We start from the raw sequence: 2,085 nt of genomic DNA on the forward strand, positions 1-2,085 counted from the left end.
GTGCCTGCAATGTTGAGAGGGTAATTAGGGCAGGCGATTTCAGGCGCTGCTTATAGCGATTACCCGCTATACATGATCAAGAAGTTGGCTGCGCTGAAGAGATACGGGGCCACAATCCCTGGCACGCTATTCAACGTGCTTCGGCATCCCCGCTCGACGCTAACCCGGGTTGATTATGCATCGCCGGGTTATTTCGATTGCGCTCGTGCAGCCTCTTCCCGCTCCATACGTTCACGCACGCCGCCTTGCACACCAGTGCCGGATTGCATTGGCTCGTAGAGCGAACCTGTCGTAGGCGGTGCTGGTGGTGCTTTCTCGATCTGCCAACGGTGCGCAATATTAGCCGCGACTCGCTCGGCGAGAGAGGGGAACAGTGAATGCGAGATTATCGCCCCCCGGGCTTTCCAGCCTACCGGTAAACGTTTGCGCGGGTTGACCGAAACCCAGGCGATGGCTTCCACCACCTGCTCCGGGCCGTCCATAGCGGCCATGCGTGGGGTGCCGCCAGTGTAATTGGCCGCATGTTCCCAAAACGGTGTATCCACAGCCCAAGGCATCACTGTCGCGACATTGATAGTCTCGCTGCCACTCAGGCGTAGCTCCTCAGCGATTGCCGCGCTGAGATTCATCACCCCACCTTTGGTCGCTGCGTAGGAGGCATGATAAGCCAGCGGTATCTCGCTCTCGACTGAGCCCACGTTGACAAGCGTGCCGAAGCCTTGAGTTCTGAACTGGCGCATGGCTGCGTGGCTGCCATAGATCACGCCCTTAAGATTAACATCCACGATCCGCGCATGGTCCTCGACGGGAACGTCCTCGAAACGACCCAGCGCTCCGACTGCAGCGTTGTTGATCCATACGTCGATTCTGCCGAAGCGCTCGATGGCGGCTCGAGCCAGGCCCTGCATGTCGCTCGGGTTGCTCACATCGGTGGTCACCACCAGTGCCGATCCACCTGCCTCGCGTATCTGCGCGGCCAGTTCTTCGAGCACTTCGGTTCGGCGGGCCGCTAGCACCACGTCGCCTTGCAGAGCGGCAAGCCTGAGCGCCACGCCGCGGCCGAAGCCACTGGAGGCACCAGTGATGACAAAGGTTTTGCCGGCAACGCTTGGCTGGTCGCTTGGTTTCAGGCGCGGGGAAACGGCGCAGCCACCGAGTTGCAGAACGGTGAGCAGTACTAACAGCAAAGCCAATCCCTGCGATGGGAATGTTCGAAAAACCATTATCGCTTTCTCCTAGCAAAATAAGGTTGCATGGCCCGCGTCTTGATTGTTGCTCGACCGCCGCCTTTTGCTAGGAGCTTTCACTAATTCACCCACCTAGTCTCAGCGCTGAAATATGAGAAACATTGTGGCAAGAGAAATAGCGTTACGGTGTTGGCCATCGGATCGGATAATAAGGCCTGCTAGCGTAACCAGCGCGTGTTTCGCTGCGGAACGAAAAGCTGCTGAATACGGATTAATTCGCTCTTGGCTATTGCGGGTATTGTATGCGCTTTTTTTGATAAGCCATGTACGCCAAATATTAAGCGCACCATGTTCTTATTATTTTTTCTTCGAGCGGCTCCGGCACCCCGAATATAGTTGTGCCAGAGCGGTGAGTTACAGGTGTTATGCTGCCATACGCTCACATTCCTCAGCGCACTTCATGCACGCCTTCGCGCACTCTTGGCAGTGATCCATTTGATGTTTCGCGCATTCCTCTCCGCATGCACGGCAGATCTTGGCGCAAAGGGCACAGAACGCCTTAGCGTACTCACTTTCGCGGCTCATCAAGGTGGCGGCCAGCGTGCAGATGTCCGCGCAGTCACGGTCAAGCTCGATGCATCGAGCCATCATTTTTACGTCATCCTCACGCAGACAAGCAGAGGCGCACGTTTCGCACACCAGGGCACAATTCGAACAAGCTTGGATGCAGGAAGCGAACATAGAATTGGTCATTGCGTTCTCCAGGGTTCGATAGTTGTATGTCGTCGTGGCCTGCTAGCTGAATAGCCTTCATCAGCGTCTTAGCAAGCACAGAAAATACGACATGCCCCGGCCGCACCCGTTTCGATCAACTTCATTACAATGCTGTAAGGTTCGC

The 2,085-nt window shown here is 56.2% G+C and carries 2 protein-coding genes; both read right to left on the reverse strand.

Translation table 11 applies throughout. The annotated features are described in order from the left end of the window. Positions 1-188: 188 nt before the first annotated feature. Positions 189-1,223, reverse strand: coding sequence for an SDR family NAD(P)-dependent oxidoreductase (locus DQ405_RS26665; RefSeq protein WP_168426487.1), 1,035 nt, complete (start codon positions 1,221-1,223; stop codon positions 189-191). Positions 1,224-1,610: 387 nt separating this feature from the next. Continuing rightward, positions 1,611-1,940 (reverse strand): four-helix bundle copper-binding protein, encoded by a 330-nt coding sequence (locus DQ405_RS26670; RefSeq protein WP_168426488.1) that lies wholly within the window; start codon positions 1,938-1,940, stop codon positions 1,611-1,613. Between the last annotated feature and the right edge of the window lie 145 nt (positions 1,941-2,085).

The organism is Pseudomonas sp. SST3 (genome assembly GCF_003325755.1).